Source organism: Roseibium sp. TrichSKD4 (assembly GCF_000148725.1).
In the GTDB taxonomy this organism is placed as follows: domain Bacteria; phylum Pseudomonadota; class Alphaproteobacteria; order Rhizobiales; family Stappiaceae; genus Roseibium.
This window is the reverse complement of record NZ_GL476310.1, coordinates 17935-44488: the sequence shown is the minus strand read 5'-3', so window position 1 is coordinate 44488 and position 26554 is coordinate 17935. Positions and strand designations below refer to the sequence as shown.

Annotated in this window: 26 protein-coding genes and 1 pseudogene; all 27 read right to left on the bottom strand. The window is 55.1% G+C overall.

The features are described 5' to 3' along the window. Positions 1-335: 335 nt before the first annotated feature. Positions 336-605 carry a 30S ribosomal protein S15 gene (rpsO, locus tag TRICHSKD4_RS05945; protein ID WP_009466561.1) on the bottom strand — a complete coding sequence of 90 codons (270 nt, stop codon included), beginning with the start codon at positions 603-605 and terminating at the stop codon, positions 336-338. A gap of 191 nt (positions 606-796) precedes the next feature. Next, positions 797-1741 carry a tRNA pseudouridine(55) synthase TruB gene (gene truB, locus TRICHSKD4_RS05940; RefSeq protein WP_009466559.1) on the bottom strand — a complete coding sequence of 315 codons (945 nt, stop codon included), beginning with the start codon at positions 1739-1741 and terminating at the stop codon, positions 797-799. A gap of 14 nt (positions 1742-1755) precedes the next feature. After that, complete coding sequence (gene rbfA / locus TRICHSKD4_RS05935; protein ID WP_009466558.1) at positions 1756-2166, bottom strand: 30S ribosome-binding factor RbfA; 411 nt, start codon at positions 2164-2166, stop codon at positions 1756-1758. A 112-nt stretch (positions 2167-2278) separates the two neighbouring features. After that, positions 2279-5026, bottom strand: coding sequence for a translation initiation factor IF-2 (gene infB, locus TRICHSKD4_RS05930; RefSeq protein ID WP_009466557.1), 2748 nt, complete (start codon positions 5024-5026; stop codon positions 2279-2281). Between the two features lie 7 nt (positions 5027-5033). Next, the gene (locus tag TRICHSKD4_RS05925) at positions 5034-5687 is read right to left on the bottom strand and encodes an RNA-binding protein (protein WP_009466556.1); all 654 of its coding nucleotides are present in this window, start codon (positions 5685-5687) and stop codon (positions 5034-5036) included. 48 nt (positions 5688-5735) lie between these two features. Next, complete coding sequence (nusA, locus tag TRICHSKD4_RS05920; protein ID WP_009466555.1) at positions 5736-7415, bottom strand: transcription termination factor NusA; 1680 nt, start codon at positions 7413-7415, stop codon at positions 5736-5738. A gap of 78 nt (positions 7416-7493) precedes the next feature. After that, positions 7494-8096 (bottom strand): ribosome maturation factor RimP, encoded by a 603-nt coding sequence (gene rimP / locus TRICHSKD4_RS05915; RefSeq protein WP_009466554.1) that lies wholly within the window; start codon positions 8094-8096, stop codon positions 7494-7496. A gap of 228 nt (positions 8097-8324) precedes the next feature. Next, on the bottom strand, positions 8325-9023 hold the full coding sequence (locus tag TRICHSKD4_RS05910) for a tRNA (guanosine(46)-N(7))-methyltransferase TrmB (RefSeq protein ID WP_009466553.1): 699 nt from the start codon (positions 9021-9023) through the stop codon (positions 8325-8327). Positions 9024-9085: 62 nt separating this feature from the next. Then, entirely contained in the window at positions 9086-10258 is a 1173-nt protein-coding gene (gene metK / locus TRICHSKD4_RS05905) for a methionine adenosyltransferase (protein WP_009466552.1), read from the bottom strand. A 108-nt stretch (positions 10259-10366) separates the two neighbouring features. Next, a complete protein-coding gene (locus TRICHSKD4_RS05900; RefSeq protein ID WP_009466551.1) occupies positions 10367-10774 on the bottom strand; it encodes a helix-turn-helix domain-containing protein in 408 nt (135 codons plus the stop codon). 194 nt (positions 10775-10968) lie between these two features. Continuing rightward, a complete protein-coding gene (lnt, locus tag TRICHSKD4_RS05895; RefSeq protein WP_009466550.1) occupies positions 10969-12594 on the bottom strand; it encodes an apolipoprotein N-acyltransferase in 1626 nt (541 codons plus the stop codon). 103 nt (positions 12595-12697) lie between these two features. Next, the gene (locus tag TRICHSKD4_RS05890; protein WP_371256680.1) at positions 12698-13888 is read right to left on the bottom strand and encodes a transporter associated domain-containing protein; all 1191 of its coding nucleotides are present in this window, start codon (positions 13886-13888) and stop codon (positions 12698-12700) included. 25 nt (positions 13889-13913) lie between these two features. Beyond that, positions 13914-14429: an rRNA maturation RNase YbeY gene (gene ybeY, locus TRICHSKD4_RS05885; RefSeq protein ID WP_009466548.1), complete on the bottom strand. Its 516-nt coding sequence runs from the start codon at positions 14427-14429 to the stop codon at positions 13914-13916. Further along, positions 14422-15546: a PhoH family protein gene (locus tag TRICHSKD4_RS05880; RefSeq protein WP_009466547.1), complete on the bottom strand. Its 1125-nt coding sequence runs from the start codon at positions 15544-15546 to the stop codon at positions 14422-14424. The genes ybeY and TRICHSKD4_RS05880 overlap by 8 nt, the downstream gene beginning before the upstream one ends. Further along, a pseudogene (gene miaB / locus TRICHSKD4_RS05875) lies at positions 15536-16895 on the bottom strand (tRNA (N6-isopentenyl adenosine(37)-C2)-methylthiotransferase MiaB). The gene TRICHSKD4_RS05880 and the pseudogene miaB overlap by 11 nt, the downstream one beginning before the upstream one ends. 303 nt (positions 16896-17198) lie before the next feature. After that, entirely contained in the window at positions 17199-18002 is an 804-nt protein-coding gene (locus TRICHSKD4_RS05870; RefSeq protein WP_040616431.1) for a 1-acyl-sn-glycerol-3-phosphate acyltransferase, read from the bottom strand. Beyond that, positions 17989-18459: a Fur family transcriptional regulator gene (locus TRICHSKD4_RS05865; protein WP_040616429.1), complete on the bottom strand. Its 471-nt coding sequence runs from the start codon at positions 18457-18459 to the stop codon at positions 17989-17991. Before TRICHSKD4_RS05865 ends, TRICHSKD4_RS05870 begins: the two co-directional genes overlap by 14 nt. A gap of 36 nt (positions 18460-18495) precedes the next feature. Next, a complete protein-coding gene (gene rimI, locus TRICHSKD4_RS05860; RefSeq protein WP_009466542.1) occupies positions 18496-18984 on the bottom strand; it encodes a ribosomal protein S18-alanine N-acetyltransferase in 489 nt (162 codons plus the stop codon). After that, positions 18981-19658: a tRNA (adenosine(37)-N6)-threonylcarbamoyltransferase complex dimerization subunit type 1 TsaB gene (gene tsaB / locus TRICHSKD4_RS05855; RefSeq protein ID WP_009466541.1), complete on the bottom strand. Its 678-nt coding sequence runs from the start codon at positions 19656-19658 to the stop codon at positions 18981-18983. The genes rimI and tsaB overlap by 4 nt, the downstream gene beginning before the upstream one ends. Positions 19659-19809: 151 nt before the next feature. Beyond that, positions 19810-20370 carry a NifU family protein gene (locus TRICHSKD4_RS05850; protein ID WP_009466540.1) on the bottom strand — a complete coding sequence of 187 codons (561 nt, stop codon included), beginning with the start codon at positions 20368-20370 and terminating at the stop codon, positions 19810-19812. A gap of 196 nt (positions 20371-20566) precedes the next feature. Further along, positions 20567-21061, bottom strand: a complete 495-nt coding sequence (locus TRICHSKD4_RS05845; protein WP_009466539.1) for a universal stress protein — start codon at positions 21059-21061, stop codon at positions 20567-20569. A 62-nt stretch (positions 21062-21123) separates the two neighbouring features. Then, entirely contained in the window at positions 21124-22428 is a 1305-nt protein-coding gene (hslU, locus tag TRICHSKD4_RS05840; protein ID WP_009466538.1) for an ATP-dependent protease ATPase subunit HslU, read from the bottom strand. 58 nt (positions 22429-22486) lie between these two features. Then, entirely contained in the window at positions 22487-23047 is a 561-nt protein-coding gene (gene hslV / locus TRICHSKD4_RS05835) for an ATP-dependent protease subunit HslV (protein WP_009466537.1), read from the bottom strand. A gap of 74 nt (positions 23048-23121) precedes the next feature. After that, the gene (locus tag TRICHSKD4_RS05830) at positions 23122-23712 is read right to left on the bottom strand and encodes an NADPH-dependent FMN reductase (protein WP_009466536.1); all 591 of its coding nucleotides are present in this window, start codon (positions 23710-23712) and stop codon (positions 23122-23124) included. Positions 23713-23753: 41 nt separating this feature from the next. Beyond that, on the bottom strand, positions 23754-24410 hold the full coding sequence (locus TRICHSKD4_RS05825) for a class I SAM-dependent methyltransferase (RefSeq protein ID WP_009466535.1): 657 nt from the start codon (positions 24408-24410) through the stop codon (positions 23754-23756). 86 nt (positions 24411-24496) lie between these two features. Continuing rightward, positions 24497-25621 (bottom strand): molecular chaperone DnaJ, encoded by a 1125-nt coding sequence (gene dnaJ, locus TRICHSKD4_RS05820; RefSeq protein ID WP_009466534.1) that lies wholly within the window; start codon positions 25619-25621, stop codon positions 24497-24499. Beyond that, complete coding sequence (locus TRICHSKD4_RS05815) at positions 25621-26499, bottom strand: FkbM family methyltransferase (protein ID WP_208993011.1); 879 nt, start codon at positions 26497-26499, stop codon at positions 25621-25623. The genes dnaJ and TRICHSKD4_RS05815 overlap by 1 nt, the downstream gene beginning before the upstream one ends. Positions 26500-26554 lie beyond the last annotated feature (55 nt).

Here is a 26554-nt window from a genome sequence, read left to right as displayed (position 1 = left end):
ACCTAAGGCGCAGACAACATATATCGGTCGGCCCCGGATGGGCCGGTTACCGATTGGACAAGCCACGGGCAAGACGACAAGCCGCTTCCAATTTCAACGCCGAAGCGGCCGGCAATCCTGCCCCATGACTGTCACGCCCCCTCCTATAGATGTTTTGTGGCGAAATTGGAAACAGTTCCGTCTTGTCACAACCTGCAAAACGCCAATTAAGTTTGCGGATTGTGCTCCTCAGAACCGATGAGCCCTTGAAGCGAGCGAAACCCGGCGTTGAAAAAGAAAAAACGCGGCAAGCTTTCGCCTGCCGCGTTCAAAACCTCAAGAGATCAAAATCGCGATTAGCGACGTACGCCGAGGCGTGTGATCAGGGTCTTGTAGCGCACTTCGCTCTTGCCCTTGACGTAGTCAAGAAGGGAGCGGCGCGATGCAACCATTTTCAAGAGACCGCGGCGGGAGTGGTTGTCCTTGCCATGACCCTTGAAGTGTTCTGTAAGGTTGTTGATCCGCTCTGTCAGGATAGCAACTTGTACTTCCGGGGAACCGGTGTCGCCTTCCTTGATGGCGTATTCCTTGATGAGCTCAGCTTTACGCTCTGCAGTAATCGACATCGTTTTTCCTTTCGTTTTGATGCCGGGCAAGCCCGACGTTTTTTAAAGCGCTGCTGGCGCAGCCGTACCACTCCGTATCCAGAGCCGAGATGTCGGTCAGCAAAGGGAGAATGGAACGATCAGACCTCAGGCCCAATGGGCGCGGAATATGACCGAAAACCGCGAAAAAGGAAAGCGCTTTTCGCGCCGCATCATAGATTAAACACACGGCTTGGTAGGAAACGCCCCTTTTCAACGGCACCAAAAGCCACTGGGATGCCAGCGTGACTTGCAAAGCAGACTTCACAGTTCAGCGGAGCGGAACGGCCGCGGAGTAAAACCGCCATACCGCGGCGGATTTTGCCAGCGTCTTCTTCAGACACAATGATCTCTTCGATCTCGTCCATTGCATCGCGAACGGGTAAGATGAACTCCTCGACAAGACCATCGATTGGCTCGCCTTCATCAAGTTCGCTTGCCGCTTCGACTAACTCCTCAAGATCGACCATATCGTCTTCCCCGAACGGTCCAACTAACAGGCGCCTCAGCTCGGTGACATGACCACGAGTTTCAAGACGGCGGGCTATGTCGCGCGCGAGCGCGCGGACATAAGTTCCCTTGCCACATTCTGCTTCAAGGACAGCGCGGTTCTCATCCGGACACTCGACCAGTGATAGACGGTGTACGTCAATCGGACGCGCTTCCAGCTCGACGACTTCACCTTCGCGAGCAAGATCATAGGCCCGTGCTCCATCGACCTTGATCGCGGAAAAGGCCGGCGGCACCTGCATGACCGTACCAGTGAATTCGTCCAAGACAGCCTCAATGTCTTCAGCAGATGGACGGTTCTCTGACGTTGCTACAACTTCGCCTTCGGTGTCATCTGTGTTGGTTTCAGCGCCCCACGTCACCTCGAACCGATAGACTTTGCGGCCATCCATAACGAACGGCACTGTTTTGGTGGCTTCACCAAAGGCAATTGGAAGGCAGCCCGTCGCACGCGGGTCCAGAGTTCCTGCATGGCCCACTTTCTGCGGGTGCAGGATGCGCTTCAGCTTGCCGAGTGCATCATTCGACGTGATGCCATAAGGCTTATCGAGCACCAGCCAACCGTTGATCGTGTTGCGGTGTTTTTTCTTTTGTCTTTGCCGCGACATGTTTGGAACGCCTGTCAGTCTTCTTCGCCGGGGGCATCGAGATCGCGTGCCACAGTGCCTGACTGCAGCAAAGAACCGATCCGGTCATCGTCATCAAAACGGGTATCAAGCACGAACCGAAGGTCCGGCATATATTTCATGGTCAACCGCCGGGAGACCTGACCGCGCAGGTACTTTGCGCTCTTGTTCAGAGCGGCTGCCACTTTTTCACCATCGCCTCCACCGAGAGGCATGACCAGACAGGTTGCAAGACGCAGGTCCGGCGTCATGCGCACTTCAGGCACGGTGATAATCGCACCCTCAAGGGCTGGATCTTGAAATTCGCCCCGGGTCAAAATGTCAGAGAGTTCCTTGCGGACGGTTTCGCCCACACGCAATTGGCGCTGGGACGGCCCCTTTGCACCATGTCCGTGATGCTTTGCCATTGGTCTAATCCTGTAAACTCGGCCAAGCCTAATGCCTGCCACCGAATGCAGCGCGCCGACGAGACCCGGATAGATCCCGTCGGCGCACAGATGTTTTTGTTACGTCTGACGATCAGAGCGAGCGTTTGATATGCTCGACGCGGAAACACTCGATGATGTCACCCGGCCGCATGTCTTGGTAGCGGGTGAAGTTCATGCCGCATTCCTGACCGGATTCGACAGACTTGACCTCGTCCTTGAAGCGCTTGAGCGTACCCAGCTCGCCTTCGTGGATAACCACGTCGTCGCGAATGAGACGAACCTGAGCACCACGCTCGACGACACCTTCGGTGACCAAACAACCTGCAACCTTGCCGACCTTGGAAATGTGGAAGATTTCCTTGATCTCGGCGTTGCCGAGGAATGTTTCGCGGCGTTCTGGGGACAGGAGGCCGGACATGGCCGCCTTGATGTCATCCACCAAATCGTAGATCACGTTGTAGTAGCGGATCTCGATGCCTTCACGGCTCGCAGCCTCACGTGCCTGTTTGTTGGCACGGACGTTAAAGCCGAGGATCGGAGCCTTGGACGCCGTCGCCAGCGTCACATCGCTTTCCGTGATACCGCCAACACCTGAGATCAGGATACGCGCGCCTACTTCATCGGTTCCAAGCTCATTCAGAGCATGGGTGATGGCTTCCGCCGACCCCTGCACGTCCGCCTTCAGAACCAGCGGGAACTCCTTGCGGCCGGTTTCCTGCAGACGGTTCATCATCTGCTCGAGCGAACCACGTGCACCAGAGGCAACCACAGAGGCCTTCTCGCGGATCTGACGCAAGCGATAATCGGTGATTTCACGAGCGCGAGCTTCGTTTTCGACAACCGCCACCAGATCACCGGCTTCCGGTGTGCTTTGGAAGCCAAGCACTTCAACCGGCTTGGACGGATCTGCTTCTTTCACCTGCTTGCCGTTTTCATCAAGCATGGCGCGCACACGGCCCCAGGCACTGCCGGCAACGACAATGTCGCCCGGTTTCAAGGTGCCTTTTTGAACTAGAACCGTTGCAACCGGTCCGCGGCCGCGGTCAAGCTGTGCTTCCACGACCACACCTTCTGCAGTGCGGTCAGGGTTGGCCTGAAGCTCAAGAACTTCAGTCTGCAGCAGGATCATTTCCAGCAGCTTGTCGAGGTTTGTCCCGGCCTTTGCAGAGACCTCAACGTCGATAACATCACCGCCCATGCCTTCAACGACCAGCTCTTCGGAAAGAAGCTCTGTCCGAACACGGTTCGCGTCAGCGCCCGGCTTGTCGACCTTGTTAATCGCCACAATGATCGGAGCATCGGCGGCCTTTGCGTGTGCAATGGCTTCCTTGGTCTGCGGCATAACACCATCATCGGCTGCCACAACAACGATCACGATATCGGTTGCCTTGGCACCGCGTGCCCGCATTTGCGAGAAGGCTGCGTGGCCCGGAGTATCGATGAAAGTAATCTTGTTGCCGTCTTGCTCAACCTGATAGGCGCCGATGTGCTGGGTAATGCCGCCAGCTTCACCTGTCACAACCTTGGACTTGCGGATGGCATCCAGCAACGAGGTCTTACCGTGGTCAACGTGACCCATGATGGTCACGACCGGAGGACGCGGCTTGAGGGTACCGGCTTCATCTTCAACAGAGAAGAGGCCTTCCTCGACATCGGCTTCAGATACCCGCTTGACTGTATGGCCCATCTCTTCGGCGATCAGTTCAGCCGTATCGGCGTCGATCACGTCGTTGATCTTGAGCATCTGACCCTGCTTCATGAGAAGCTTGATCACATCCACCGCCCGTTCTGCCATCCGGTTGGCCAGCTCCTGAATGGTAATGGCCTCAGGAAGTGTCACTTCACGGGAAATCTTCTCACGAACGACCTGCTGTTGGCCGCGTTTCGCTTTTTGCTGACGACGGCGCATGGAAGCCAGAGAGCGTGACCTCTGTTCTTCCCCACCCGTTGCCTTGGAAATGGTCAGCTTGGAGCGACGGCGGTCGTCGCCGCCACGCGGACGGCTTGGTGTTGGAGCAGGCTTCTGACGCTTCACAGCGCGAAGACCACCCTTTGCCTCATCGTCATCGCCCTTGCGTGCTGCCGGTTTGTTCGCGCCCGCCTTGGCTGCCGCAGGCTTGTCTTCGGACGGAGCCTTTGCCGGAGCAGGACGTTCGATGCGCGGCGGCTTGTTGCCATTGCGCGCGCCTTGTTGCTGACGAATAACAGCTGGCTTCTGCTTCTCAGCTTTTGCAGGTGCTGCTTCTTCTGCAGGAGCTTCTGTAGCTGGCGCAGGTGGTGCCTTCGCCTCTTCCTCAGCCCGCTCAGCCGCAGCCTTGGCCTCTTCCGCTTCGCGTTGGGCCCGCTCTTCAGCTTCCGCCTTCAGGCGCGCTTCTTCCTCGACCTTACGCTTGGCTTCTTCGGCGGCGCGCTTCTTGGCTTCTTCCTCGCGGCGAACCTTGTCTTCTTCTTCGCGCTTTTGCGCAAATTTGAGAGCTGCCGCGCGCGCTGCCGCTTCTTCCTTCGTCAGCGTGCGAAGGACATTGCCACCGCCTTTTTGCTGGCGATTGCCACTGCCTTGGCCGCGACGATTGCCGCCACCAGTCGGTTTGGTCGGTTCTGCCGGTTTGCGCGGAATTTCGTTGCTCCGCTCGAGGCGCTGGGTTGTCGGCTCAGCTTTTTGCTCCTGACCCGGCACAACCACGCGGCGCTTCTTCTTTTCGACCACCACGGCCTTGGTTCGGCCATGCGAGAAGGATTGGCGAACCGTTCCCTGATCGCCACCGCCACCTTTCTTGAGGCCGAGCGTTTTGCGCTCTACGCTGATTGTCTTGTCACCTGGGTTCTTCGTATCGCTCATATTGCCTTCAGTCCTGCGCAACCTCGTCGGCTGCGTTGCTTGTCTCTTCCAGTGCCGTGTTCGACCGGAAAGCCTCCAATTCGCGAACACGCGACAGGAAGTTTTCGCTGGCTGAACCTGCAAGCAGTGCAGCATGTATCACATTTGACCGACCCAATGCCAAATCCAATTGAGTCGAATCGAACAAACGGACGATTTCCCACCCGTTTGCGGTCTCTTGCTCGCTCGCCGCCACTGCCGCCAGCTTCCGAACTCCGTCTTCAGAGGCCTCAATGGCATGCACCAGACCTGCAACAGGTCCGGCCCGAAGTGCGGCATCAACTTTCGAAAATCCGGTTACCAGCTCACCGGCCTTGCGCGTTATTGACAACGCCTGCAGGGCTGCACGTTCCATCAACGTGTCCACCTGCTTCTCAAGACCCGGCTCAACGCGTACTTCTGATTTGAAGCCGCGGCCGAAAACCCGTTTCCGATCCTTTTCTGCGGTCGCCACAGCCTCAGCGGCTGCGGTAACCCAAACGCCCCGCCCCGGAAGCTTTTGCTTCAGGTCCGGGACAACCCGCCCTTCCGGGTCGAGCACGAACCGGATCAGCAGGTCAATTGGCAAAACCTTGCGAGAGACAGCACATTGCCTCTCTGTTGGTTCATTCTTACGCGGCATGGCGCTCCTTGCTCTGTCGTTCGGACACGCTTCGCCGTTCGTTCCATTTTAGTTGTTAAAGACAGTGTCGATGGACACGTCTTTTTCAACTGCTTCGCTTACGCCTTCATCAGCGCCCTCGGCATGCTCAGCGTCCTCTTCGGACACCTCTTCAGCTTCTGCGTTCTGCGCTGCAAGTTCCTCTTCGGTGATCCAGCCAGCAGCAACACGTGCAGCCATTACCATGGCTTCCGCTTCAGCGCGAGAAAGATCGAACGCGCTCAAGGCACCTTCATACCGTTTGGTCTCACCGTCTTTGCGCTCCGTCCAACCAACCAGGTCGTCTGCAGCGCAGCCAGCAAGGTCTTCCATGGACTTGACGTCGTCCTTACCGAGCGCCACCATCATGGCCAGCGTCAGACCGTCAATCGACCGCAAATCATCAGAAACACCGAGTTCTTGACGCTCCGCGTCCAGCTTGGCTTCCAGTTCTTCCAGGTAGTCGCGGGCACGCGCCTGAATTTCTTCCGCGGTCTCGTCATCGAAACCTTCGATCATGGAGATCTCATCGAGCTCCACATAGGCAACTTCCTCAACCGAGGTGAAGCCTTCTGTCGCAAGCAGCTGACCAACCATTTCGTCAACATTCAAAGCGTCCATGAAGAGCTGAGACCGCTCAACGAACTCTTTTTGACGACGATCGGATTCTTCTTGCTCGGTCATAATGTCGATGGCCCAGCCGGTCAGCTGGGAGGCCAGACGAACGTTTTGACCGCGACGGCCAATGGCAAGAGACAACTGCTCGTCCGGAACGACAACCTCGATCCGTTCTGCATCTTCGTCCAGAACGACCTTGGCAACTTCAGCGGGCTGAAGCGCGTTGACGATGAAAGTCGCCGGGTCTTCATTCCACGGAATGATGTCGATCTTTTCGCCCTGCAGCTCACCAACAACAGCCTGAACACGGCTACCGCGCATACCAACGCAGGCACCGACCGGATCAATGGAGCTGTCCTTGGAGATCACGGCAATCTTTGCGCGGGAACCCGGATCACGGGCCACTGTGCGGATTTCGATGACGCCATCATAAATTTCCGGCACTTCGGACGTAAACAGCTTGGCCATGAACTGCGGATGGGTCCGTGACAAAAAGATCTGCGGACCGCGCTGTTCGCGGCGAACATCGTGGATGTAAGCGCGGATACGATCTCCTGTGCGGAAGATTTCACGCGGGATCAACTCGTCCCGGCGCACGATCGCCTCAGCGCGCCCCAGATCGACAATCACGTTGCCGTATTCTGCACGCTTCACAACACCGTTGATAACCTCGCCAACGCGATCCTTGTATTCGTCGTACTGGCGGTCACGTTCGGCTTCACGCACCTTTTGAACGATGACTTGCTTTGCGGACTGCGCCGCGATCCGACCAAAGTCAAGTGGCGGCAACGGATCAGCAATGAAATCGCCAAGAGCGGCTTCCGGGTTGCGCTGACGCGCGTCTTCAACAGCGATTTCGGTAGAGACATTTTCGACGACCTCAACGACCTGCAGCAGACGCTGCAGACGGATATCGCCGGTCTTTGGATTGATTTCGGCGCGAACTTCGGTCTCAGTGCCGTAGCGGGAACGGGCAGCCTTTTGGATTGCATCTTCCATGGCCGAGATGACGATGGTGCGATCAATCGACTTTTCCCGTGCAACTGCGTCAGCAATTTGCAGCAATTCCAGCCGGTTAGCGCTGATAGCCATTCATTTCACTCCTCTGGCGCCGCTTGTAGTCCAAGTCTTTGGCGCACTATCTGCCATTTGTTCAGCGAGCGGAGCCGCTCAATTCGGGTCGTTGTCCTGTTCAAAACCTGCATCGCCAACATCCGCACCGCGGGCAGCCAATGCAGCTTTTTCCGCCTTCAGGGCGGCTGTAATCAAATCGTCGGTCAACACCAGCTTAGCTTCACCGATATCGCCAATCGGCAACGACACTGCGTCAACTTCACCGGACTTCGTGTCTGGCAACTTGATTTGCGTCTCACCGTTTTCAGCGCCGAGGAGTGTGCCGCGAAATCGTTTCCGCCCCTCCTGCAAGACGCTCATTTCAATTTTCACCTCGTGACCAGACCAGCGTACGAAGTCGCTCTCACGAACAAGCGGTCGATCAATTCCGGGAGACGACACCTCAAGGTGATAAGCCCGGCTGATCGGATCATCCACATCGAGAGCTGGAGAAACAGCCCGACTAACGGTTTCGCAATCCTCGACAGTCATCGTCCCGTCTGGACGCTCAGCCATGATCTGCAGCGTGCAGCCGTTTGCCGCACTGATTTTCGAGCGCACCAGACGAAACCCCAGATCCTCGATCACAGGCTCAACGATGGCTGCAACGCGGGCATCCAGTCCTTGCTCTGTAACGATCCGTGCTTCGTGTTCGCTCAAAAAACCCGCTCCTGCTCTCAATTGACCTAACCGTTTCCGACGGCACAGTCCTGCGCTTCAAATCGCCGATTTTCATCTGACTAAGCAAAAAAGAGCGGGTCCCCTGCGGGCCCACTCTCAACCTGCCTGATACAGCCGATGAGGTGAAACAACGGCTGTATACAGCTAAACTCGATAGAAAGGCAAGGGCTGACCACGGAAAGAGCCCGATTTGAGCAATTATCTTTGTCAGTCAGAGGACAGCTTGCGGAGGAACGTCAGGTATCGCGGCACCCGCCCTTCCCGAAAAGCCTTTGCTTCATAACGGGTTCCCGGCCAACCTTGCCACGGCACACGCCAATCATCTGCACATTGCGCAGTCCACTGGAAGGATGCGTGGTCACGGCAATGACGCAAGGTCCAATCAACATAGGTGTCTATGTCGCTGGCAAAACGGAATTCACTGCCGGGCCTGATCACGCGGGCATATCGATCAAGGTTCTGGTGATTGATAAATCGCCGTTTCCAGTGGCGCTTTTTTGGCCAAGGATCAGGGTAGAGCTGATACGCAAGATCAATTGATGCTTCAGGCATCCAGTCCAGTAATTTGATGGCATCATCGTCATAAAGCCGGATGTTGCTCAGCCCTTCCTCAACGACCGCAGTCACCACCTTGGCCATGCTTGTGACAAAGGGTTCCACACCGATAAACCCGATTGAGGGATTTTCGCGGGCACGGTGAAGCAAATGCTCACCGCCCCCAAATCCAACCTCGAGAGACACGGTCTGAACGGGAGCCTCAAACAAATCACGCAAATCTTCCGGCGCGGGTTTGGTGAGATCAACACGCAAGTGCGCCAGACCATCATCCATCAATGCTGTCCGCCGTGGACTAAGGGGTTTGCCCTTTCGCCGTCCAAAGAAAGAACCGTCGTAATAGTCGTTCATCTTGAAACCAGAACGCCGGCCAAAAGGCCGGCGCTCCCCATCTGTTGCCCTTGTTGAGGGGCTTATCCCGCAATTGTCTTCAGCGCGTCAACCAGATCTGTTTTTTCCCAGGTAAAACCACCTGTCTCATCTGGCTGGCGTCCGAAATGTCCGTAAGCGGCTGTGCGCTCATAAATCGGGTTGTTTAGCTGAAGATGTTCACGAATGCCACGCGGGCTGAGGCCCATCACATCGCGCAAACCTTTTTCCAGCTTCTCAACGTCACAACGCCCGGTGTCATGAAGATCGACATAAACAGAAAGCGGATCCGACACACCAATTGCATAGGAAAGCTGGATCGTGCAGCGATCCGCCAGGTCGGCCGCAACAACATTCTTTGCAAGGTAGCGGGCAGCATAAGCTGCAGAGCGGTCAACCTTTGTCGGGTCTTTACCAGAGAACGCACCGCCGCCATGCGGAGCTGCACCACCATAGGTATCAACGATAATCTTGCGACCTGTCAGACCACAGTCACCATCCGGGCCACCGATCACAAACGTCCCGGTCGGATTGATGTGCCAGACAGTCTCATCTGTCAGCATGCCATCTGGAAGAGCGGTGCGGATATAGGGCTCGACAACCTTTCGCACATCATCGGACGACATGTTTTCGTCGAGATGCTGGGTGGACAGAACAACGGACGTCACCTCAACGGGCTTGCCGCCTGCATAACGAACTGTAACCTGACTCTTTGCGTCCGGACCCAAAACCGGCTCCTTGCCGGATTTACGTGCTTCAGCAAGCAGTTGAAGGATTTTGTGGGAATACAGAATCGGAGCCGGCATTAATTCCGGCGTCTCACGGCAGGCGTATCCGAACATAATGCCCTGATCGCCAGCCCCTTCATCCTTGCCACCGGATGCATCAACACCTTGAGCAATGTGAGCTGACTGAGCATGAAGATGAACGGCAACATCACAATTTTCCCAGTGAAAACCCTCCTGCGCATAACCAATGTCCTTGATGGCCATGCGGGCAAGGTGAGCAATCAGATCATGGGTAACTGTGGCCGGGCCACGAGTTTCACCGGCTATGACAACCCGGTTTGTTGTGGCAAGCGTTTCACATGCAACACGCGCATCCGGCATTTCGGACAGAAAGGCATCCACAACCGCATCGGAAATGCGGTCGCACACCTTGTCCGGGTGGCCTTCAGAGACCGATTCGGAAGTAAAAAGATACTCTTGACGAGCCATTGGCAAACGTCCTTCTGGGAATGAATATAGGAGAAGCGGCGCTTTCATACGCCGCTTCTCGTGCATCAATCTTAGAAGATTGGACGTTCGTCAACCCAAAGTGATAAATTAGAGCTCATCACCCGCAAGAGACCTGACGAGATCCACGATCCGGCGACGGACTTTCGGATCGTCAATTCTGACAAATGCCTTGTTCAGGGAAAGGCCTTCGGACGAGGACAGAAAATCCACGACATAGGATGTTGGCTGCGCTTCGCCAAAGCCCTCGGCTTCTTCAGGCGTACCAGGAGCATCTTCAAAGAAAAAGGCAACCGGAACCTTCAGAATCGTAGCAATGTGCTGCAAACGGCTCGCGCCGATACGGTTTGTGCCTTTTTCATATTTCTGGATCTGCTGGAAAGTAATTCCAAGGCTTTCGCCGAGCTTTTCCTGGCTCATTCCGAGCATCATGCGGCGAAGTCGTACACGGCTTCCAACATGCACGTCTATGGGATTTGGAGCCTTTTTACTGGGCATATCGCATTTACTTTCTTGTTCCAGGCGCCTCCGCGCCCTTGTGGTCTCCTCAAACCGGTGAACCCTGCGATTCCCACATTCGCTGGCCCGCGACGGATATGCCCCAACAATCCGCTACCGGCTCATTTCAGTCGCCTCACCTGAGCGATCGTCAGGTTGTATCACAACATTCGCACAATACCAAAGCAAATTTATCAATTATTACGCGAACCTCGGTTGTACTTTGCGAAGACAGAAAAACTCAAACCAATAACCATAAGAAATACGAATAACTTATCGCCGTATCTTCCGTAGGGTGTTTTTTCTATTTTACCGGGGATTTTTTCATCCAACACCCCTACGTCGAATAATGCAACCGACGTCAACACACGTCCCTTTGCGTCTACAACCGCAGAAATACCAGTGTTTGCCGCGCGTATTACTGGCACGCCCTGCTCAATCGCCCGCATGGATGCTTGCGAAAAGTGCTGATACGGCCCTGGAGTATTCCCGAACCACGCGTCATTGGTGACATTCAACAACCACGACGCTTGCTCTTCGCCGCTTTTTCCATAGGCAGGGAAAATGGTTTCATAACAAATCAAAGGGATAACCGGCGGCAATCCTTCAATGTTCAATACTCTCTGACGATAGCCGGCCTGAAACCCTTCGGGAGCATCCACCAACGTGCTCAGGCCCAGACGCTCAAGCATTGATTTGAGCGGCAAATACTCCCCATACGGCACCAAGTGGACCTTGTCATAGACCTCCAAAACCGTTCCATTTCCGCCGATAAAATAGATACTGTTAAAATATTGCGCCTCGTCACCGACCGCCTCCATGCGAACTGCGCCGGTCGCCAATGTGGTCTTGTCATTCAACACTCGTGATATCCGAAACAACGCGCCGGGCTCACGGGTCAACAGGAACGGGATTGCTGATTCAGGCCAGACGACAATTCGCTGTTGTCCGACACGCGCATTTCCGCCAAGCGGTTTTTGCGACATTTCCAAAAGCATCTTGAAGATAGGTTCCCGGTTTTCTGGAAGCCATTTCTCCCGTTGGTCGATGGCAGGCTGAACAATTCGTACATCAACGTCAGACGGTTCTGGATCTGGCAGAATGTACAAACGGTATGTGCCGTAGCTGGTTACCGCCACCAAAAGAAGGACAAGGCCAACGAGTGGCTTCCATTTTCGGGCAGCTCGAACCGGGTCAGTCAATATGGCGGGGCTGGATGCGATAAGAACTGTCAGAAACCCAAGCCCATAAATGCCCACAAGGCTTGCGGTTTGGCTCAGCAGTAGACTTCCAGACACTCCGTATCCAAAGGAATTCCATGGAAATCCTGTGAGAATATGTCCACGAAGCCACTCAAACAGTGCCAAGCCGACTGCAAGTGCAAAAATACGTCCCCAGCCCTCACTCCACAAAAGTGCAGCAACCGCTGTTCCCAGAGCAACAAAAAGCGCAAGGCCGGTCGGCATTGCCAAAACGGCAAATGGCAGCATCCAGGCGAAGCGATCTGCTTCGACAAGAAAGGCTGAACCGATCCACCAAAGGCCCGCCAGGAAGTAGGCAAAACCAAACACCCAGCCGAGCTTGAACCCACGCCAGAAGCGCCCTCTGCGTGTGAGCGTCTGCTTCGACAAAGCTCCATCCAAAAGCCAGACAAGCCCGGAAAAACTGATTGGCAACACCCAGAACCAGTTCAAGGGCGGCAAAGAAGCAGCAGCCAGCGCTCCAAAAAACAAGGTGAGTGCAAACCGTTTGACCCCCCATGCCAAAAGGCATGCGTTCGAGACGGCGATCAAAGGTGCGGACAGGGAATTCAGGGTCATGACATCCCGAAGATGATTTGCTGCCTTCGAGAGTTGTCGAACCCTCCTACAAGGTCAAGGCAACTCGCAGCCTTTCCCATCGTAAGAACTGGAAAAACCCGATTTACTTGTCAGTAATTTCTGCAGGCTTTGGATCTGTACCAGAATTTGCTTGATCCGAAGGCTCAGCAGACTGAGTTCCCTCTGGTCGTTTCAACCGTCGACGTAGGTCCACTGTCCGAGCCTCTGCCCGACGACGGCGGATGCGCAAGCGCTTGATCCGTCTTGGATCCGCGTCGAGAATTTCAAACTCATAACCGGGAACTTCAGCCACATAGAGCAACTCGCCGCGGACCGGGACACGGCCTGCTGTGACATACAAAAGCCCGCCAAGCGTATCGACATCTTCGGTCAATTCACCCGTCGCGATTTTACTGCCGAGCGCCTTGTCCAATTCTTCCAGCGGCAAGCGCGGGTCAGCAGCCCAAACACCCTCTTCGCCGGGAACCATCATGACTTCATCGTCTTCGTCATGCTCGTCCTCAATATCACCGACAACCTCTTCAACGAGGTCTTCGAGTGAGACGAGGCCATCCGTTCCGCCATATTCGTCGATCACAAGTGCCATCTGGATACGACCAGCCTGCATCTTGGCCATCAAGTCCGTGGCAGGCATGGAGGGAGGCACAAAGAGAAGGTCGCGCACCAAGTTGGTGTCTCGAAGTCCTGTCGACAAATCGACGGCTCCCAGGTCGATCTCACGGCTGTTGTGCCCACGCGGATCAACCTGTTCGTCATCCTCTTCAGCAACAGGTTCCGGCTCACCCGGCGCATCCGGCTTGCAATGACCACCGCACTCGGCAATGTAAGCCATCAAGTCCTTGATATGGACCATTCCACGCGGGTCATCGAGTGTTTCATGATAGACCGGCATGCGCGAATGCCCGCTTTCGCGGAAGAGATCGAGTACACGGCCCAACGATGTGCAACTGTCGACGGCCTCAATATTCGCACGCGGGATCATGACATCGTCGATTCGAAGCTCCCGCAAGCGTAGGATGTTTCCCAGCAACAAACGTTCTTCCGGTGAGAAACTTGCCGTGCCGCTATCATTTGCAAGTTCGTCTTCAAGATTTTCGCGGAGATTGCCGCCGCGCTGCAGGCCCAGCAAGCGCTTCAGTTTTGTCCAGATCGCCGCAGTTTCCCGCGGCTTGGTCTGCTGAGGCTCTTCGCCGTCCTTTTCCATATTCGAAACCGGCTGCGCTGCAGTTGCTGCGCTTGCGGGTCTGGCCATATCTGAAGAAGTCATCGTCATCTGTCGCAAAATCGCGGAAATCCGCTTAATCGTCCTCAAGCAAAAGGGGGCGACCCTCATAGGGGTCTTCATATCCAAGACATCTCATGATTTGCCTTTCTTTGCGCTCCATGACCTCAGCCTCTTCCAGATCCTGATGGTCATAGTCGAAAAGGTGTAGCAAACCGTGAACAAAAAGATGGGTTAGGTGTGCGGGAAATTCAATTCCCATTTCATCTGCTTCGCGTGTCACGGTTTCCAGCGCGACGACAATATCCCCCAACAAGGGGCCATACCGTTCATCGTCCGGGTCGCTGCCTGGAAAGGAAAGGACATTTGTTGGCTTGTCCTTTTGTCGCCAATTATTGTTCAGCACCTTTATGGATGCATCATCTGTCAAAACCACCGACAACTCACTATGGGGAACAACGAAGAGGCCACTTGCCAGAGTTTCTGCCACGGCCCGTTCGCACAATTTTTTCAAAGGCTCCAGCGGACCCCAATCGCCTGCCTCAATCGACAGGTCGATGGTTAAACCGTCTGGTAGGCGCGTGTCAGTCATTGGCCGCTGCGTTGTCGCCTGCCTCTTCCGCTGCGCGTTTGGCGTCCTGACGTTCCTGATAGCGGCGCTCACGCTCTTCCGACGCATGACGAGACGCATCGTCATAAGCCGTCACGATACGCGCAACCAACTCATGACGCACCACATCCGCTTCATTGAACCGAACACGGGCCACACCTACCACATCGCTCAAAAGACCGAGCGCCTCGCGCAATCCGGACTGCTGGCCGGGCGGCAAGTCAATCTGGCTAGGATCACCCGTCACGATCATCTTGGAGCCTTCACCCAAGCGCGTAAGAAACATCTTCATCTGCATTGAGGTGGTGTTTTGCGCTTCATCCAACAGGACAACCGCATTCGACAAGGTCCGGCCACGCATGAATGCCAAGGGAGCCACTTCAATCATGCCGGATTGCAATCCACGATCCACCTTTTCCGGCGGCATCATGTCATACATGGCGTCATAAAGTGGGCGCAGATACGGATCGACCTTTTCCTTCATATCGCCGGGCAGGAAGCCAAGCCGTTCGCCAGCTTCAACGGCGGGACGCGACAGGATAAGGCGCGCCACATCACCGCGCTCCAGCAGAGCTGCGGCATAGGCAACAGCCAGATAGGTTTTGCCGGTACCGGCTGGCCCAGTGCCAAAAACAAGGTCCGCCCGATCCATTGCCCGGATATAGGCATCCTGTGTGGCTGTGCGGGCTACGACGGTTTTTCGGCGCGTTGAAATTTGCGCAAATGCCAGTCGTGATTTCGGTTCCAATGTCGGCAATGGAAGCTGCGCTTCGGCAGACGCTGCCATCCGCAAGGCCCCTTCAACATCACCGGGATGTATTTCGTGCCCTTGCTGCAAACGCTGATAAAGCGCTTCGAGCGCAGCTCTTGCCTGATTACAGGCCGATTTGCTGCCCTTGAGCGTTACCTGATTGCCTCGGGCAATCGCATCAAGAGACAAACGCTGTTCAATCAGCGCAAGGTTTTGGTCAAACTGACCAAACAGATCGCCGATCAGCCTGTTGTCTTCAAAAGCAAGAACGATATGGGTGAGATCAGAAGCGGCGGAAGAATTCACATCCGCCAGTTTTCGTGCCGAGGATTGACCGTCACGCGTCAAATGCCACCTCCTTGAGGTCCGGGGCCTTGGACAGAGTTTCATTCTGCCCGTCAATCCGTCGCCCGAACAGCGAATTACTTCCGATCTCGATGATTTCCACCGCTTGTATCGTGCCAATCAAGTTTTCAGGTGCATCCAGTTGCACCGGTTGAAGCCAGGGTGACTTGCCGACGAGCTGCCCCGGAAGGCGACCTTTTTTCTCCAACAAAACATCACAAACCATGCCAAGACGCGAGGCATTAAAGGCTTTTTGCTGCTGCGTCAGGAGTGCTTGCAGCTCGCTCAAGCGGGCCGTTTTGACGTCCTCCGGCACCTGATCTTCCATTGTTGCTCCCGGCGTGCCGGGCCGCTGGCTATATTTGAAGGAAAAGGCCGATCCGTACTCAACTCGGCGGATCAAATCCATTGTGTCTTCAAAGTCCGCATCCGATTCGCCCGGGAACCCGACAATGAAATCTCCCGACAGGGCAATATCCGGCGCTGCCTCCCGAATGCGATCGATTAGTCGAAAATACTCATCGCGGGTGTGCTTGCGGTTCATGGACTTCAGGATCTTGTCCGAGCCTGATTGTACCGGAAGGTGCAAATAAGGCATCAAGGATTTCAGATCTCGGTGCGCCTCAATCAACTCATCATCCATGTCGCGTGGGTGACTGGTTGTGTAGCGAAGCCGATCCAGCCCCTCAATTTCTGACAGTCGGCGCAGCAAACGCCCAAGGCCCCAGGTTTTTCCACCCGGCCCCTCGCCATGATAGCATTTACGTTTTGCCCCAGAAGGGTGACTTCCCGCACACTTCCAATGCCATGCGCTCGGCTTCTTCAACGATTTGATCGACGGACCGGGAGACTTCAGCCCCGCGCGTGTAAGGCACAACACAGAATGTGCAAAACTTGTCACAGCCTTCCTGAACCGTCAGGAACGCAGACGGCGCACGCTTGCGGACCGGTTGCTTGGCTTTTGCAGACAGATGATCGAACTTGGCATCGATATCAAATTCTGTCTCGACGACTTTCTCGCCACCTTTGGCCTTTTTCAGAAGGTCCGGTAGCTGGTGATAGCTTTGCGGCCCAACCACCAGATCCACGACCGGCGCACGGCGGGAGATTTCCGCACCTTCTGCCTGCGCCACACAGCCAGCAACACCGATCACAGTTTCCTTGCCGCTCTTGGCGCGCTCATCCTTGACTTTCCGGATGCGCCCCAATTCGGAATAGACTTTTTCGGCAGCCTTTTCCCGGATATGACAGGTGTTGAGCAGCACAAGGTCGGCATCCTCAACCGTGTCGGTTGGTTCATATCCCTCACGAGCCAAAACGTCTGACATGCGTTCACTGTCATAAACGTTCATCTGGCAACCATAGGTGCGCACAAATACCTTGCGAGCAGCTTTTTCATTGGCAGGCTGGCTTGCAGTGTCAGTCGTCTCGATATGGTCTTCCGGGCGGCCGGTCATTCGCTCCTCGGGGCCCAAGGGGCCGATCAGTTCAGGTGGTTTCGGGCAGCGCAGGAGCGGCATATTCACCGTCTCGGCACACTGAAAAATCAAGTGAGCGCCGCAATCACAATTCAAGCGCTTGCTTTAGCGGTTTTTTCCCTGATTGAGAATAGGCGATTTCTGCCATTTTGCCGGAAATGCGCTGCTCCGCCTTTGTCAGAGAGCTGCATTTTCCAAAGTCCGGCCAACCAGTGCGTTCTGGGTGGTTTCCCGAACAGCGTCTTCCAACTGCTGCGCAAGTAACTTTCGGTCTGCACTAGCGCTCACGCGCAGCGGCTCACCCCAGGTGACCACGACATCAAGCGCGCCTTCGCAGAAGACTGCCCAAAGGTGATCTGGCAATTCCATATCGCCATACCAGGCCACATGCGGGCGAAACTGCCGCCCCATCGGCATGCCGTGGAACCTTTGATAGGCAATTGATAGCGGCTGCACCCATACTTCGCCTTCCACCTGATCCAACTGCCGTGTTGCCGCACCCAGCAGCGCTGAGCGAAACGGCAAAACATAATTCCCGTCATTGGACGTGCCCTCAGCAAAGAGGACCATCGCGTCGCCGGAGGCCATTCTATCAGCGATCTGATTGGCTGTACGACCTGTCTCGCTACGGCGCTGCCGATTGACAAACACCGTGCGCTGAAGCTTTGCAAAGAGCCCAAAAATAGGCCACCCCGAAACCTCGGATTTCGCAATGAAAGAGAGCGGTATCAAAGACCCAATCACCGGAATATCCACCCAAGACGCATGATTGGCTGCAATCAGGAGCGGACGATCAAGAGTTGGCTTTCCGATTTCATGAACGCGAATTCCAACAAGCCGGGTCGCAATCTTGTGCCAGAAACAGGGAAGCCACTTTCGTGCAGACCAGTTGGTCTTTATCGCGATCCACTGCAGCGGGATGAGAACCAGCGAAACAAGCGTCAGCATAAAGATGACAAGGGTGGCCTTAATCCGGGCCATTGCCAGACCCACCGTTGTCCGAAGACGGGTCCTCTTTTTCAAGCGGCACCCCGTAAAGCTCGAGCCGGTGGTCTACCAGCTTGTAGCCCAAGCGCTTGGCGATGAACTCCTGAAGTGCCTCTATTTCCTCATTTCGAAACTCGATGACTTTTCCGGAGCGCAAGTCAATCAGATGATCGTGGTGCTCTTCGGGGACGGCTTCGTAACGGGACCGCCCATCGCGAAAATCGTGGCGCTCGATCATCCCGGCATCTTCGAAGAGCTTCACTGTGCGATAAACGGTCGAAATGGAAATACCGGAATCAATCGCCGAAGCCCGGCGATACAGTTCTTCAACATCGGGGTGGTCGTCTGATGCGCTCTCCAGAACGGAAGCAATTACTCGGCGCTGACCTGTCATGCGCATGCCCATGGCCGCGCATTTGTCTGCCAGCGTCATTGCCTGTTCGTCGCTCATACGTGCAGTGCCCGTTGGTTTCCCTTCCTGCAGCGATTAGCGAAGATCGACCTTCATGACAAGCGCTGTGCCATCACCTTTTGCGTCCCGGTAGTAGCCCTTACGCTCGCCGACTTGTCGAAACCCGAGGCTTTTATAAAGAAGCAGAGCCGCCTCATTCGCGCCATCCACCTCTAGAAAGAGGCTCTCGCAACGGTCGCTGTAAAGCCGGAAGATGGCGTCCTGCATCAGCTTTTTCCCGACACCCCGGCCCCGACTTCGCGGATGGACAGCAATGGTCAGAACCTCTGCTTCACCTGCTACAGTTCGGATAATCAGAAACCCGAGCGGATTGCGGGTTCCATATGGGCTTGCCCGGCGCGCGGTCAAAATCATAATCCCGTCCTGCCCTTTCAGGCGCGCGAGCTCATCAGCTTCCCAATTGTGGGTAAAAGACTGGGCGTGAATTTCGGCAAGGATTGGCAAGTCCTCGTCAAGCGCCTCTTCAACAACCGGCGGTGACGTCCAGAACCACCAAAAATTCATTGCCGCAAAATCCTTCCAGACGTCCCGACCTTGGCATCCGGGGGACGGAGGTAAAGAGGAACTGGAGTTGCCGAGCTCGGATCAATCGTCAAACCAAGACGCGCCACATCGACAACTTCCGGATATCCCTTGTTTGATAGTACGCTTTCCGGCCCCAGACCGCAGGCTTCTGCGATCCTTTGCGATGCTGACCCGGCAAAGTGAACTGCTCTTGGAAGGGTATGGCCAAGCTGACTGATTGTCTGGACCTCGGGCTCACCAAGTGGTGTGCCTTCCACAGAAAACAACTGACAATAAACTTCTTCACCCTTCCCATCGAGCGCAACGAGCAAGGGACCATCCCCCGTTTGACCGACAAATGCATGCGCGATAGCGGCGAGGGTCGTAACACCGACAACAGGCTTTTGAAGGACAATACCAAACCCGCGCGCCACAGACAGGCCGACCCTAAGACCGGTGAAACTGCCGGGGCCTGTTGTCACGATCACACGATCAAGATCGTTGAAAGCGGTTGAAGATTCCGCCATCACTTCACTGATCAGGTTCATCAGATGCTCGGCATGACCGCGCCCGATCTCATCGCCGCGTTCCGTGAGCTGACAAGGAACCGAGGCGTCATCCAAAACGGCGGCTGCACAGTTGGCAAGCGCAGTGTCAATCGCAAGAACACGCATAATAAATTGGGTACCGTGGCATCGGGCGTCTGTCGAGCCGCGCTTTCGACCTAACCCAAAGGTTGGGCTTGAGTTAACATAATCGTCATAGTTGGCAAAAAACCCGGCAAAAAGCCGGGCTTTGAAACCTCGTGGTGCCGATGGTTTCGCCTTATATCGGGCGAACTTCTTGCACTTCGGGTACAAAATGCTTCAGCAGATTCTGTATACCGTGCTGAAGGGTCGCCGTAGACGACGGACAGCCGGCACAGGCTCCGCGCATAGAGAGATAGACGATCCCTTCCTTGAAGCCCTTGAAGGTGATATCGCCGCCATCCTGCGCAACAGCTGGACGCACGCGCGTGTCGAGCAGATCCTTGATCACCGTGACCGTTTCCTGATCTGCTTCTTCAAAGAACTCGCCTTCTTCCGTGTCTTCTGCCTGACCAGAGGCCATGACCGGCTGACCAGACATGAATTGTTCCATGATCGCGCCCAGGATGGCAGGCTTCATGTGCTGCCAGTCTGTGTCTTCCTTCTTCGTCACGGTGATAAAATCGTAACCGAAAAAGATGGCGGCAACACCGGGCACCTGAAACAGCTTTTCGGCAAGCGGCGATGCTCCGGCTTCTGTCGGCGATGTGAAGTCATAGGTTCCCGTTTCAAGAACAACCCGCCCCGGGAGAAACTTCAGGGTCGCCGGATTTGGTGTGGCTTCCGTCTGAATAAACATTCTTCACTTCCTCGCGCAGCTCAAATGCGCTTGCTGATACACGGTTTTTTACACCGCCAATTCGAACAATCGTAAATCGGCGATCAATAACTCATAGCGCAAACTGCGCTACATTGGAACTCTTATAAACTAGCTAGGTTCGCAAACGTGTGAATCAAGCGCTCAACACGATTTGTGATCCATGGCTATCGCCACCTCAGGCCAAAGCCGCAATGGAATCATCGTCCAGATTTCCCGGAACGATCGTGACCGGGATCGGAAAGCTGCCAGCGGCCTTGCCCGCAATGGATGACACCAAGGGCCCGGGGCCATCAGCGCTCATGCTGGCGGCCAGAACCAAAATGGCGATGTCCGCATCATTCTCGATCAACTCAAGGATCGTTTCCGATTTACTGCCTTCCTGAACAACAGTTTCAGGCTCTGTACGCGCGACGGACCTTACCCGATCAGAGGCTTTGGCCAATGTGGCTTCTGCAGCCTCCATCGCCTCTGCCCGCATGATGTTTTCAACCCCCAGCCAATGCTGAAAGTCGTCTGGCGTGATAACAGCCAAGAGTGTCACCACCCCGCCTGTTCGGGCGGCCCGTTTGGCCGCATAGACAATCGCACGATCACATTCCGGGGTGTCGTCAACGACAACCAGAAATTTGCGGCGATGGCCCTCTTCATTACTTTTACGGATAGCTACCATGGGCGCATGCTGCCACCGGGTGTGCCGTATCGCAAGCTTTTCGATACGGCACTTTTCACAGGTCAGAGGATGAACTTGGACAGATCAACGTTCTTCGACAATTCGCCGATATTTTCACGCACATGATCCGCGGTGATCTCTATTGTTTCACCGCTTTTGTCAGGAGCATTGAACGAAATTTCGTCCAATATCCGCTCCATCACCGTTTGCAGTCGGCGTGCGCCAATGTTTTCGACCGAAGCATTGAGATCAACAGCCACTTGAGCAATTTCATCGATGGCTTCTTCGGTGAACGTCAGTGTGAGATCTTCCGTTTTCATCAACGCCACGTACTGCTTGATGAGACTGGCCTCAGGTTCAGTCAGGATGGCCCGGAAGTCTTCCTTTGTCAGAGCGCGCAATTCCACACGGATTGGCAAACGGCCCTGCAGTTCCGGAAGGAGGTCAGATGGCTTGGCGACATGGAACGCACCTGAGGCAACAAACAGGATGTGGTCTGTCTTGACCGGGCCGTGCTTGGTGGAAACAACAGTTCCCTCGATCAAGGGCAGAAGATCGCGCTGCACACCTTCACGGGATACATCCCCGCCGGACCGTGCTTCACGGGCACAAATCTTGTCGATTTCGTCAAGGAACACGATACCGGAATTTTCAACCAGCGAGACCGCTTCTGAGACGATCTTGTCTTCGTCGAGAAGCTTGTCAGACTCTTCATTGATTAGGAGATCGTAAGATTCGCTGACCGTTGTGCGTTTGGTTTTTGTCTGGCCACCAAATGCCTTGCCCAGGAGATCGGACACATTCATGACGCCAACACTTGCGCCGGGCATGCCGGGCAGATCAAAGCTCGGCATTTGTGCCTGCGCGCGAACTTCAACTTCAATTTCCTTGTCGTCCAGCTCACCTTCGCGCAGTTTCTTGCGGAAGCTGTCACGTGTGCTGGGACTGGCGTTGCTGCCAACAAGAGCATCCAGCACGCGTTCTTCAGCCAGAACATGCGCTTTTGCCTTCACTGCCTCCCGCTTGGATGAGCGCACAAGGCTGATCCCGGCCTCAACCAGATCACGAACGATCTGCTCAACATCGCGGCCCACATAGCCCACTTCAGTAAACTTGGTCGCTTCTACCTTGGTGAAGGGAGCGTTGGCCAGTTTTGCCAGTCGGCGAGCAATCTCGGTCTTGCCGACGCCGGTCGGCCCGATCATAAGGATGTTCTTCGGCAGAACCTCCTCGCGCATCTGGCCTTCCAATTGTTGGCGACGCCACCGGTTGCGCAAGGCAATGGCAACGGCCCGCTTGGCATCCTTTTGCCCGACGATATAGCGGTCCAGTTCAGAGACAATTTCTCTTGGCGAAAAATCAGTCATTTCCTACGACACACCTTTCGAACTTGTGTGTTTCGTTTCCAGTCACCTGGCGCTCAGCTCAGTCAGCAGCCTTCAGCTTTTCAACTGTCACGCTGTCATTTGTGTAAACACAGATGTCAGCGGCAACTGCCATGGCTTTGCGTGCAATTGTTTCTGCATCCGCGTCCGTATCTGCCAGCGCTTTAGCAGCAGCAAGAGCGTAGTTGCCACCCGACCCAATGCCCATGACACCTCCCTCCGGCTCCAGAACGTCCCCTGTTCCGGTCAATGCGAGAGACGTGTTCTTGTCGGCGACCAACATCATTGCCTCCAGCCTGCGCAGATAACGGTCTGTTCGCCAGTCCTTAGCAAGCTCCACACAAGCCCTCATGAGCTGGCCGGGGTATTGCTCCAGCTTGGCTTCCAGTCGCTCAAACAAGGTGAAGGCATCTGCTGTAGCGCCGGCAAAGCCGGCAATGACCTTGCCCTTGGCCAAAGGCCGGACTTTGCGGGCGGTATGCTTGATGACGGTCGGGCCAAGAGAGACCTGACCATCACCAGCAATGACAACTTCACCGCCCTTGCGGACCATGACGATTGTTGTGCCGTGCCAGATGTCCTGTGATCGGCTTTCGCTCATGTTTTCCTCTTCGTCACGGGCTGTTGCGTGCGTATGTAGTCAGATGCGCCCCGAATTCCAAGGCAACGAGCCGATTAGTTATGGGAATTGAGTTTAGAATGGCGCAGCAAGGCCTTTACCATCGTGTCCAGCATGTCTGCGGTTCGTTCGTCCGTGAGATCGCCTTTGTCGTCAAATGCGCTTTGCGAACGGGCAACAGACACCATCTGCGGCAACACATGGGCCCCGAGACCCACCTCCAAAATGGTGCGCATGCTGATCAAACCACGCAGACCGCCAAACCCGCCAGGTGACGCGCTTCCGATTGCATAAATCTGGTTCCGGAAAGCAGGCTTAGCGGGTTCACCCGGCTCGCTGACACGGCTGATCCAGTCGAGGGTGTTCTTCAACAGCGGCGTAATGCCTGCATTATATTCCGGGCAGGCGATGAAAACGCCATCCTGCGCCTGAAACAGGCGCTTCAACTTTTGTGCTGGATCGGGGGGAACACCTTTCTCAGCTTCATAATCACCATCATAAAGCGGCAGGGGGTAGTCTTTCAGCGACAGATTTGTGACCTGCGCATCGGCCAAGGCGAGCTTTTTTCCCACCAGCGCGGCGAGCTTGGTATTGACTGATCCGGACCGGACTGAGCCCGACAGAACCATAATTTTCGGTTGGTTCATGGTATCCTCAATGTGAAGAACAACTACACCAGACGGCCATCCTATTGAGGGCGCGCCGACCGTTTTCCGGACGCACGGTAAACCCACACGCGCGCTGGCGGAAGGTTTTTCCAAACCCAGGACGAAGCCGACACGTTGACCCCCGCTTCCGGTTTTACCGGCGGCAGAAGACCGTAAGAAAACTGCACGAAGGGGGCGCCAGTGGGCAACAGATCCATCGCCTCTTCCAAAAGCTCAACCCGCGCGCTTTCTGGACGGGTCAGCAGAGGTAGGGAAGAAATAATGGCATCAAACCGGCCTTCATTGGGACCGAGGCCCAATGTGTTGCGTAGGGCGTAGGCGTCGCCTTCCACAACGAATATCCCCAGAAAGCGCGACTGCAGCAGATGACAAAACTCGGGACTATACTCAATGACAGTCAGGTCTGAGCGCTTGAGGCCGCGGGCCAAAAGCGCTTTTGTAACGGAACCTGTTCCCGGCCCTAGCTCCAAAACCCGGGCATGGGGCGTGACATCAACAAAAGACGCCATTTTACGCGCAAGGTCGGAGCCAGACGGCGCAACAGCTCCTGTTTTCAACGGGCTTTCCACCCAAGTTCGCAAAAAGCGCAACTCTTCGATGGAGGTCAATTTGTGAGACTTCAGGCGCTGGAACTTATCCTTCAAGGTTCGAACATGGGACCGTGACGTTTCCAGCATCTCAACTCCTTAAACCGCATCAATTGAGGGCCGGGTATGCCCAGACCTCAATTGAATCAATCAATAAGGCAGGAATACGCCTATGATCAAAGATTGTCTATGAAGTCCTTGACCTTGGAGAAGAATCCGGCTGATTCTGGATGCGTTTCGCCTGAGCTTTCTTTCTCGAATTCTGCCAGCAATTCGCGCTGACGCCGTGTCAGATTGGTTGGGGTTTCCACCGTAACCTGAATATACATGTCGCCCATTTGCGTAGAGCGCATGATTGGCATGCCCTTGCTACGGAGGCGGAACTGTTTTCCAGTCTGCGTGCCTTCCGGAACCTTCACCCGGCTTGTTTTGCCGTCAACGGTCGGCACATCAAACTGGCCGCCCAGAGCTGCCGTTGTCAGAGAAATCGGCACACGGCAGTAAAGATCTGCCCCATCGCGCTGAAAAAGTTCATGCGGCCTGATGGAAACAAAGATGTAGAGGTCTCCAGACGGCCCACCGCGAACTCCGGCTTCGCCTTCTCCGGCAATGCGAATGCGCGTGCCATCTTCAATGCCTGCTGGAATATTGACCGAGAGCGTGCGCTCCTGTGTCTTGCGTCCAGTTCCAGAGCAAGAGGTACACGGGTCTGAAATCACCTGACCACGCCCCTGACAGGTTGGACATGTCCGCTCCAGTGTAAAGAAGCCTTGCGCGGCGCGTACCCGACCGGCACCACCACAGGTGCGGCATGTGGTCGGGCTCGTTCCCGGCTTTGCGCCCGAGCCTGAGCACGTGTCACACGTAACAGATGTCGGCACCTCGATTTCGACTGTCTTGCCGTTAAACGCCTCTTCCAGCGTCACATCGAGATTGTAGCGAAGATCCGCGCCCCGCTCTCGCCCGCCAGAACGTCGACCACCACCGCCCCCCATTCCGAAAAACTCTTCGAAAATATCGGACATGGTCGACCCAAAATCATGAGCGCCAGTACCACCGCCGCCAAAACCGCCACTTTCAAAGGCAGCGTGCCCGAATCGGTCATAGGCGGCCCGTTTTTGCGGGTCTTTCAGCGTGTCATACGCCTCATTGGCTTCCTTGAACTTGGCTTCTGCTTCCGCATCATCCGGATTGCGATCCGGGTGATACTTCATTGCCTGTTTCCGGTAGGCGCTTTTCAGAGCCTTTTCGTCCGCATCGCGCGCAACGCCAAGGACATCATAAAAATCGCGTTTGGCCATCAGGACCTCTCATAGCCAGTAACAGGTTCGTACTGCATAATTGCGTTTAACTTTGTGCGAGCAGCAATAGAATAGCCATTGTCCGAGCACAAACGCTGCAAATCGGCACCCTTGTCACCACGACCTACCTCTACCTGTATCCATTTCGGAAATAATTCTCTTCGTCCGCTTTTAAACAAACTCTCGAGTGCAGCGTAATCGTGGCCTTCGATATCTATTTTCATAGCATCAACACGCTCAATGCCATGGCCATCACATAATTCGGGGATTGTAGTGACGACGAAAATGTCAGGGCTGGATAGGCCACCTCTAACCAAGTTGATATGGTTGCCACCACGATTGGTCTCGTCCTCAATCATCCGCGCCTTACCCGGTGCTCCGCCCACGCCACAAGGCACTATCTTTACATTTGTTTCCGCAAACGACGCCGCAATGTTAGCGGCCAATCGAGCTCCCGTGGTCTGATCGGGCTCAACTGCAATTACATTTATTGATCGGCCTAACCTACGCGCTTCAGCAACCGCCCAGAGGCTGTACATACCTACATTTGCACCAAGATCTAGAAATTGAAATGGACGATCTGCGGGGCTGTTTTCGAGAGCAAAAGTTAGATACTGCCGCTCCTTCAAATCGAAAAATTGCTTACCGACAAATACGCGTTTCTCGCAGCGATTTGTCGTGGGGTATAGCCTTGCAAAGGTAGTTGGGTATATCGAGACATCAAAGGATCCGCCTCCGAAAACCAAACAAATCTTTCGTACGAGCGATACACCAAGTCGCCCAAACCGATTTTCTGGGAAACCATCGGCGAGAGTGCGAAGCCGCTCCAAAGGCCTTGGTAGCGAGAAAGTTCCGAATGGTGGATCGATATCGAGCACGGTAACTCCGAATACTTTTGAAACCGGCATCCGAAGGAGTTTCGAACGCCGGTCT

Excerpts from the sequence above, each read along its gene's own strand:
- rpsO (WP_009466561.1), bottom strand. The coding sequence starts at position 605 with ATGTCGATTACTGCAGAGCGTAAAGCTGAGCTCATCAAGGAATACGCC.
- truB (WP_009466559.1), bottom strand. The coding sequence starts at position 1,741 with ATGTCGCGGCAAAGACAAAAGAAAAAACACCGCAACACGATCAACGGT.
- rbfA (WP_009466558.1), bottom strand. The coding sequence starts at position 2,166 with ATGGCAAAGCATCACGGACATGGTGCAAAGGGGCCGTCCCAGCGCCAA.
- infB (WP_009466557.1), bottom strand. The coding sequence starts at position 5,026 with ATGAGCGATACGAAGAACCCAGGTGACAAGACAATCAGCGTAGAGCGC.
- TRICHSKD4_RS05925 (WP_009466556.1), bottom strand. The coding sequence starts at position 5,687 with ATGCCGCGTAAGAATGAACCAACAGAGAGGCAATGTGCTGTCTCTCGC.
- nusA (WP_009466555.1), bottom strand. The coding sequence starts at position 7,415 with ATGGCTATCAGCGCTAACCGGCTGGAATTGCTGCAAATTGCTGACGCA.
- TRICHSKD4_RS05910 (WP_009466553.1), bottom strand. The coding sequence starts at position 9,023 with ATGAACGACTATTACGACGGTTCTTTCTTTGGACGGCGAAAGGGCAAA.
- metK (WP_009466552.1), bottom strand. The coding sequence starts at position 10,258 with ATGGCTCGTCAAGAGTATCTTTTTACTTCCGAATCGGTCTCTGAAGGC.
- TRICHSKD4_RS05900 (WP_009466551.1), bottom strand. The coding sequence starts at position 10,774 with ATGCCCAGTAAAAAGGCTCCAAATCCCATAGACGTGCATGTTGGAAGC.
- lnt (WP_009466550.1), bottom strand. The coding sequence starts at position 12,594 with ATGACCCTGAATTCCCTGTCCGCACCTTTGATCGCCGTCTCGAACGCA.
- TRICHSKD4_RS05890 (WP_371256680.1), bottom strand. The coding sequence starts at position 13,888 with ATGACGATGACTTCTTCAGATATGGCCAGACCCGCAAGCGCAGCAACT.
- ybeY (WP_009466548.1), bottom strand. The coding sequence starts at position 14,429 with ATGACTGACACGCGCCTACCAGACGGTTTAACCATCGACCTGTCGATT.
- TRICHSKD4_RS05870 (WP_040616431.1), bottom strand. The coding sequence starts at position 18,002 with ATGGCCCGGATTAAGGCCACCCTTGTCATCTTTATGCTGACGCTTGTT.
- TRICHSKD4_RS05865 (WP_040616429.1), bottom strand. The coding sequence starts at position 18,459 with ATGAGCGACGAACAGGCAATGACGCTGGCAGACAAATGCGCGGCCATG.
- rimI (WP_009466542.1), bottom strand. The coding sequence starts at position 18,984 with ATGAATTTTTGGTGGTTCTGGACGTCACCGCCGGTTGTTGAAGAGGCG.
- tsaB (WP_009466541.1), bottom strand. The coding sequence starts at position 19,658 with ATGCGTGTTCTTGCGATTGACACTGCGCTTGCCAACTGTGCAGCCGCC.
- TRICHSKD4_RS05850 (WP_009466540.1), bottom strand. The coding sequence starts at position 20,370 with ATGTTTATTCAGACGGAAGCCACACCAAATCCGGCGACCCTGAAGTTT.
- TRICHSKD4_RS05845 (WP_009466539.1), bottom strand. The coding sequence starts at position 21,061 with ATGGTAGCTATCCGTAAAAGTAATGAAGAGGGCCATCGCCGCAAATTT.
- hslU (WP_009466538.1), bottom strand. The coding sequence starts at position 22,428 with ATGACTGATTTTTCGCCAAGAGAAATTGTCTCTGAACTGGACCGCTAT.
- hslV (WP_009466537.1), bottom strand. The coding sequence starts at position 23,047 with ATGAGCGAAAGCCGATCACAGGACATCTGGCACGGCACAACAATCGTC.
- TRICHSKD4_RS05830 (WP_009466536.1), bottom strand. The coding sequence starts at position 23,712 with ATGAACCAACCGAAAATTATGGTTCTGTCGGGCTCAGTCCGGTCCGGA.
- TRICHSKD4_RS05825 (WP_009466535.1), bottom strand. The coding sequence starts at position 24,410 with ATGCTGGAAACGTCACGGTCCCATGTTCGAACCTTGAAGGATAAGTTC.
- dnaJ (WP_009466534.1), bottom strand. The coding sequence starts at position 25,621 with ATGGCCAAACGCGATTTTTATGATGTCCTTGGCGTTGCGCGCGATGCG.